This window comes from Methanococcoides sp. (assembly GCF_030594565.1).
Classification (GTDB): Archaea; Halobacteriota; Methanosarcinia; order Methanosarcinales; family Methanosarcinaceae; genus Methanococcoides; species Methanococcoides seepicolus.
The window spans coordinates 22,507-29,912 of the sequence record NZ_JAUVEY010000006.1 but is presented as its reverse complement, the minus strand read 5'-3'; the positions used below and the strand labels follow the sequence as shown (position 1 = coordinate 29,912).

The 7,406-nt window shown below is 44.7% G+C and carries 7 protein-coding genes; 5 read left to right on the top strand and 2 right to left on the bottom strand.

The features are described 5' to 3' along the window. Together QAS77_RS01225 and QAS77_RS01220 are read left to right on the top strand one after the other, a co-directional pair. Positions 1 to 1,926 (top strand): type I restriction endonuclease subunit R (locus QAS77_RS01225; protein ID WP_305063878.1); only part of this gene is annotated, 1,926 nt, incomplete at its 5' end. Positions 1,927 to 2,040: 114 nt separating this feature from the next. Next, positions 2,041 to 2,604 carry a c-type cytochrome gene (locus QAS77_RS01220; RefSeq protein WP_305063877.1) on the top strand — a complete coding sequence of 188 codons (564 nt, stop codon included), beginning with the start codon at positions 2,041 to 2,043 and terminating at the stop codon, positions 2,602 to 2,604. Between the two features lie 124 nt (positions 2,605 to 2,728). Here QAS77_RS01220 and QAS77_RS01215 read toward each other — a convergent pair whose 3' ends face one another. Both QAS77_RS01215 and QAS77_RS01210 read right to left on the bottom strand, forming a co-directional pair. Next, positions 2,729 to 3,409 carry a DUF169 domain-containing protein gene (locus tag QAS77_RS01215; protein ID WP_305063876.1) on the bottom strand — a complete coding sequence of 227 codons (681 nt, stop codon included), beginning with the start codon at positions 3,407 to 3,409 and terminating at the stop codon, positions 2,729 to 2,731. Between the two features lie 255 nt (positions 3,410 to 3,664). Continuing rightward, complete coding sequence (locus tag QAS77_RS01210) at positions 3,665 to 4,366, bottom strand: DUF169 domain-containing protein (RefSeq protein ID WP_305063875.1); 702 nt, start codon at positions 4,364 to 4,366, stop codon at positions 3,665 to 3,667. 178 nt (positions 4,367 to 4,544) lie between these two features. Here QAS77_RS01210 and QAS77_RS01205 point away from each other — a divergent pair, with 178 nt between their 5' ends. The 3 genes from QAS77_RS01205 to QAS77_RS01195 are packed head-to-tail and all read left to right on the top strand — an operon-like array spanning position 4,545 to position 7,356. Beyond that, entirely contained in the window at positions 4,545 to 5,006 is a 462-nt protein-coding gene (locus QAS77_RS01205; protein ID WP_250869202.1) for a NifB/NifX family molybdenum-iron cluster-binding protein, read from the top strand. A gap of 23 nt (positions 5,007 to 5,029) precedes the next feature. Further along, positions 5,030 to 5,401: a NifB/NifX family molybdenum-iron cluster-binding protein gene (locus QAS77_RS01200; RefSeq protein ID WP_250869200.1), complete on the top strand. Its 372-nt coding sequence runs from the start codon at positions 5,030 to 5,032 to the stop codon at positions 5,399 to 5,401. Between the two features lie 35 nt (positions 5,402 to 5,436). Then, the gene (locus QAS77_RS01195; protein ID WP_305063874.1) at positions 5,437 to 7,356 is read left to right on the top strand and encodes a Coenzyme F420 hydrogenase/dehydrogenase, beta subunit C-terminal domain; all 1,920 of its coding nucleotides are present in this window, start codon (positions 5,437 to 5,439) and stop codon (positions 7,354 to 7,356) included. The last annotated feature ends 50 nt before the right edge of the window (positions 7,357 to 7,406 follow it).

Below are 7,406 nucleotides of genomic sequence, written 5' to 3'. Positions count from 1 at the left end.
CACAACATCGTGGTCATCTCAGATGAGGCCCACCGCAGCCAATATGGCAGCAAAGGTCGTCTGGTTGACATAAAAGATTATGACGGCAAAGTAATAGGCAGTAAAACGGTATTCGGATATTCCAGATATCTGCGTGATGCTCTACCGAATGCCTCATTCATCGGATTTACAGGCACACCGATATCATCGCAGGACAAAGACACCTATGATGTATTTGGCAGGGAGGTCTCGATCTATGATATTCAGGATGCCGTAGATGATGGTGCGACCGTGCCCATCTATTACGAATCCCGGTTGGCCAAGCTTGACCTGAACAATGCACAGATCGAAGAGCTATCTTCAAAGGTCGAGGAAATAGTCGAAGACGAAGAAGATATCTCTAATCGTGAAAAGACGAAAAGCGAATGGAGTCGTCTGGAAAAACTCGTAGGTTCCAAGCCACGTATTCAGCAGATAGCCGCCGATCTTGTCCAACACTTTGAAAAGCGCAATGAGTCAATGGAAGGCAAAGCGATGATCGTAGGCATGAGCCGTAGGATCTGTGTGGACCTCTATGACGAAATAGTGGCATTACGTCCAGCCTGGCATGATACCGACCCGAAAAAAGGTGTAATAAAGGTCGTAATGACCGGCTCAGCATCCGATAAAAAAGAACTCCAGCCACACATTTACAGTAAACAGGTCAAAAAGGACATTGAATACCGTTTCAAGGACAGTGAGGACCCGCTAAAACTGGTCATAGTACGTGACATGTGGCTCACAGGTTTTGACGTACCCTGCTGTCATACCATGTACATTGACAAACCCATGAAGGATCACAATCTGATACAAGCCACTGCAAGAGTTAATCGGGTATTTGGCAACAAGCCCGGGGGGCTGGTAGTAGATTATATCGGGATCGCAAACGAACTAAAAAGTGCACTCAATAACTACACCGAAGCCAAAGGCAGAGGTGAACCCACAAGGAATGCTGAAGAAGCCTATTCCATAGTACTGGAAAAAATGGATATTGTGCGTGGGCTTTTCCATGGTTTCGATTACAGCGGCTTTGAAACCAATGCATACAAACTGCTTGTACCCGCAGCGAACCATATCTTAGGGCTTGATGACGGCAAAAAGCGTTATCTGGACACAGTACTCGCCATCAACAAAGCCTATTCATTATGTAGTACCTTAGATGAAGTTGAGCCACTCCATGCCGAGATTGCCTTTTTTTCAGCCATCAAGGCAGCCATTGGTAAATTCACATCCGTTGATAAAAAACGGACACAGGAAGAAAAGAACTCTATCCTTAAACAGATACTTGACAATTCTATAATTGCAGACGGTGTCATTGATATATTCGAACTTGCAGGTTTGGAAAAACCAGAGATCAGCCTCTTATCGGATGAATTTCTGGAAGACATCCGTCACATGAAATATCGTAACCTAGCAGTCGAATTATTGGAAAAGCTTCTGAAAGACCAGATCAGGGCAAGATCGTCCAACAATGTTGTTCAGGAAAAAAAATACAGTGAACGTTTGCAGGAAACCTTACGCAAGTACAACAATCGTGCAATTGAAACAGCTCAGGTCATCGAAGAGCTTATCCAGATCGCAAAAGACTATCGTGAAGGGTTGGAACACGATGAAGCTCTTGGTCTGAACCCTGATGAAATAGCATTCTATGACGCATTGGCAGACAATGAAAGTGCTGTTCGTGAGTTAGGGGATGAAACCCTCAAAAAGATCGCTGTAGAGATCACCGAAAAGCTACGCAAATCAACGACAGTGGATTGGCAGGTACGTGACAGTGTGAGGGCCAAATTACGCATTCTTGTTCGCCGTACATTACAACGTTACAAATATCCGCCGGACATGGCCCCGGAAGCCATCGAATTGGTATTAAAACAGGCTGAAACGCTTTCAAACACGTGGACGCAGTAAGATAAAATCTCTAAAATTGGTCGATTTCAAATATCCCAAAACCAATCACAATGCATTAATAATCTCCACCTCATATTCTTTTTTATATTTATTCTATGCGTGGGGGAATGATATTTGAAAAAACCAATTTTATTATTTTTTCTTGGTATCGCAATAGTGGTATCTGGATGCGTGAACCTGATGGGGGATTCATACGACAGACCATCACAGGAGTACTTCTGGCATGAACCGGGATACATGTATCCTGATCAGTACGACCGACCTTTGCCTTCAGATATCGCTTCACAATTCGATTCGAATGGTGAGCTGATATATTACACAGGGTATAATGAGGAAGGACAACTGATCCCGGCAAGCGGGGGTCCGCACTGGCTCTATGTCCATGGTGGGAGTTGTGTAAGCTGTCATGGAGTAAGTGGCAGAGGCGGTGTTCCTATAATGATGGGGACAGATATTCCTTCAGATATAAGGTATAGTACTTTAACTGCTGAAGATGAAAATGCAAATGAGACTGTAAGTGGACATGATGAACACCCGGCTTATACTGATGAAACGATAAAAGAAGCCATAAGGGATGGTATCGAACCTGATGGAGAAGAGTTGGATTATACAATGCCAAGATGGGATATGTCGGATGATGATATCGAAGACCTCATCGATTATCTGAAGACACTTTAATTATTGCCGGTCTTGCATTTTTGCGAGGCTGCATACCTTTTTTATTAAAACGAGTTTATGTATAGATACGATCTTCAAAGACCGTTATGATCCTAAAAATAGAATGAAAGAAGAGATGCTCTTATCAGAGCATCTCATTAACAGCTTCCAAGAGGTCGTGAGCTCTCTCCACAGGGATTCCTATGATCATCTCGTCTTCTGCGACGTTTGCGAACTTTCTGCTGCCACCGCATCCAAGGGTGACGCTGACCTTTCCTTCCTTGTATGGTCTTACAACACCATCGGCACAAACACTCTGAATTCCTGCAAAGCTTGTCTCGACCCTGCCACCGTGCATGTATATAAGTGCCTGTGAGAGTTGCATTACCTGTTTTGGTGTAGTAATGATGACTATTACGTCAGGAGTGAATGTTGCACTCTCAAGAGGTCCATAGACAGCAGCTTTTATGGAATTGGGCTCTAATCTAGTAACACTCTCCATTGTGCGTCTTGCTGCATTGATAGTGTTGAAACGTTTAAGTTTAAGATAGGTATCACCGGTAGCCAACTTGTGTGGCATTTCATTAAGTCCCATCATTGCGGAACCGCCTTTACATGCCTGCTCATCTGCAGTTGCGTAGAACTCCCTGCCGGTCTTTCTGACCATGTCCACCATCTGACAGTGTCTTGTAGTCTCATCTAGCTTCTCAATACCTTCAGGAATATCATGTCCTTCCGGAATAAGTGAAACTGCAACAGGCTTTGTTTTAAGGTTGAGTTTTTCTGTGAGTACCTTACCGAATTCATTTAGCTCTTTGAGATCCATATTGATTCACTCCATACTTGTCATACATTTATGATCTGATATTTATTTTTTAAACGCGACAAAAGGTTTCCCACGGTTATGGTGGAACTGTACACAACTGATAATATTTAAGTGTTTCTATGTATGGTTAACACTGTTCACTGCTATCAGTTGTGCTTATTGTGGTTAAAAAAAAGAAAATAACAGAGAATATTAAGGCATTTGATATCCTGTAGAGAAAATACGTATTCTACAGGGCATCATTATGCTTGATTATTATGATCTCATCCAGTCATTCCAAGCTCTTGCCTTCATTTCCAGGATATTAGTAATGTCCTCAAGCTGTTCTTCCGGAATGCCGATAACCATTTCATCGTCCTTGAGTCCTGCGTTCTTGGCAGCGCCATCACATCCAATGGAGATATTGACTTCCCCGGTAGTATAAGGTGAACCGGTAGCATCAGCACATGTGGATTGGATGCCTGCGAAGTTTGCAGTCATACGCCCGCCACGCCTGTAGATCACAGCATGTGCGATCCTTCTGGCCACAAGGGTGTTTCCAATAACTATGATAACATCAGGTTTTGTTGGTGTTTTGTCCAGGGGAGCAACGATCGTTGCAATGGTAGATCCAGGTTCAGGTCTTGGCATGTTGTCTACAACACGTTTAGCAACACTCAAAGATATTTCTTTTCCGAGTTTGTCGAAATAAAGTTCTCCGCTTTTGATCTTGTCAGGATAGTCCTGCAATCCTATGGCTGCAGCACCACCCTTGCAGGCATGCTCATCCATAGTAGCAAAAGTGACCTTATCATTGAACCTTGCATCCTGAAGCATCTGGCAGTATCTTCTTGGTTCTACAATCTTTTCCAGACCTTCAGGAATGTCCTTCTCTCGCTTTAGTAATGATATTGCTACTGGTTTACCATTAAGTTCCAGTGCCTCAATAAGTTTCTCACTCATTTTTGCATAATCCATGTTTATACCTCTGGAATTTGTACTTGTATCGAGGATAAAATTTCATTTATCCCTGGTAATTACGTATTCTATAATCTCTCATAGATGGATAAATATATAGCTTCGATTGGTAACCTTTATATATTTCCTCTCATGTGGGTAGTATATAACATAAAATAATTCAAAATGAGGAAATTATATGAAGATATGTGTAACAGCCACAGATAAAAATATTAGTGCAGCACTGGATCCGCGATTTGGAAGATGCCCCTACTTTATCCTCGTAGATCCGGAAACTATGGAATTCAAAGCATTTGACAACCCGGCAGCTTCAGCGGCAGGTGGAGCAGGTATACAGGCTGCCCAGAACATTTCTGACAAAGGGATCGATGTCCTCCTTACTGGTAGCATCGGTCCTAACGCCTTCCCGATCCTTTCTGCAGCCGGAATTCAGGTAATGACAGGAGCCAGTGGTTCAGTTACAGATGCGATCCGTCAGTACAAAGAAGGTCAGTTGCAGGAAACTGGTGGCCCAACAGCACAGGCACATGCGTCCATAGCTCCACCCGGCAGAGGGATGGGTGGACGCAGATCGGGCGGCTCCGGCAGAGGCATGGGAGGCGGCGGTGGAGCTGGCAGAGGCGGAGGAATGAATCTTTAAGTTAAGGACTATGAGGTGATAAGATGAAAATATGTGTACCTTCAAGCGGAAAAGGCGGACTCGATGATCTCGTTGGCCAGCATTTTGGCAGGGTCCCGACCTACACCATAAAAGACACTGAAACGAATGAAATCGGAACTATCGAAAATAAAAGTGAGCATATGGGAGGAGTGGGGCTTCCTCCAGAGCTCCTGTCACAGGCAGGAGTTGATGTCATGCTTTGTGGGGGACTTGGGAACAAGGCTGTACAGCAATTCGAACAGTTTGGTATAGAGGTATATGTTGGTGCCAACGGGACAGTAGAAGAGGCCATAATGGCATGGGAAGCCGGGAAACTTCCAAAGGCCACGAGTGAAAATGCCTGTCAGTCCCATGAACACCATCACCACGACTGAAAATAAAGTGTAAAAACTAAAACGAGATGAGAACAATGTCAGAAGAATATAAATGGTTCTTAAAAGATGCAGTTGTCGATACCGGAATGTGCACCTTATGCGGTGCTTGTGCGGCGGTTTGCCCCTATGAGATAATCGAATTCGATGAGAACGGGCCAAAGTTAAAGGAAGAGTGCTACAGAAACGGGGAAGGCGCTTGTAAAGATGTATGTCAGCGGGTCATGACAGATGCAGCCCGTATCTCGATGAACGTGTTTAATTTCAAAGCATTACCTCCAACACTTATCGGCCAATATCAGAAGATCGTTTCTGCAAGGGCTACAGACCCGTCAATAGCTGAAAACGGCCAGGATGGCGGCGCGGTGACCGCGCTTCTCGGATACTGTTTTGACAATGGCCTCATTGATGGTGCTGTCACCACTGCAGGTTTTACAAAACCGGATTCCTGCATCGTTGCAAGCAAAGAAGAACTCCTGAACACCCAGGGTGCCAAATATTCAGCAGTTCCTGTGATGGCTGCACTGCGCCAGAGCAAGGATGAACTGAAAAATGTTGCAATGGTAGGTGTTCCATGCCAGACATACGGAACCAGAAGGACACAGTTCTTCACAGGCCTGAACGTTCATCCGGTGGAAGTCGGAATGAATGGTGAAAAGGCTGACATTCCAAATATACCATATACGATCGGTCTGTTCTGCATGGAGAACTTTAACTATGAAAAGTTATCCGAGCACATGACAAGCATAGGTATCGATCTGGACAAGATCAGAAAATATGCTATCAGACTTGATGAGATGACCGTTTCCACTGATGAAGGGGAAATTGAGATTTCCCTGAAGGACATCGCTGACTGTGTATGGGATGGATGCCGTATCTGCAGGGATGCTGTTTCCAAAGTTGCAGATATATCAGCAGGACATGTTGGCTCATCCACCGGCTGGACAACTTTAATAGCCCGCAATGACAAGGGCCTGGAACTTCTTGAAGCAGCAGAAAAAGCTGGATACATAGAGACCATCGATGATGTCGATATCAGCATGATAGAGGACTTTGCAGCTATCAAGATGAGAAAGTTCAATAAAGAACTTGATAAGCGTCTTGATGATGGAAAGAAGGTGAACTTCTACTGGGTACGTGATTATCCCGGCGTAAGACCAGAGGCAAATGGTACGAATTTCGTGAAGATCAAAACCAACTCCGGTATCGTGCAGCATGATTACATTGCCAGGGTTGCTGAACTTGCAGAGAAGTATGGTGACGGTACACTTGAGCTTACCACAAGGAAGAGCGTTGAGATACAGGGTGTCAAAGGCGAAAATGTCGATGGCCTGATGGCCGATGTCTATGGTAGCGGGCTGAAGACCATTGGACTGGGTTATGCTAATGCCTGTCCGGGAATGGCTTACTGTCCTGAAGGACTTGTTGATACTAAAGAACTTGCAAATGAACTCACAATGCAGTTCGCCCAAAAGCTCACACCCCACAAGATGAAGGTCGGTGTAGCCGGATGCCCGAACAGCTGTATCAGGGCAGAGAGCAATGACATAGGTATTGTAGGTCAGCTCCGTCCGAAGGTCGATCTGGAGAAATGTACCGGATGCGGAAGATGCAGTGAACTGTGCAAACTGAATGCTATCTCTGTGATCTCAGGAAAAGCTGTCATTGACAGGGACCTCTGCATCAACTGTGGATGGTGTGTCCGGGGATGCCCACACGAGGCTGCGGTTGAAGAACAGAAAGGTTATTCTGTCTGGATCGGCGGGAACGATGGAAGAAGGCCAACAAATGGTGTTCTCCTGAAGACATTCTGCACAAAAGAGGAGATCCCATCCCTTGTAGATAAGGTGGGTAAGACCTTTGTCAAATACCGAACCAAACCCGGAAAGGAACGACTTGGTAACATCATTGAACTGGTAGGAGAAGGTCAGTTCATCAGTGAAGTTCTGAAGGAATGATCGCAACGAAAGGTCCCGATGAGGGATCATTTCTTCTTTTTTATTGTTTA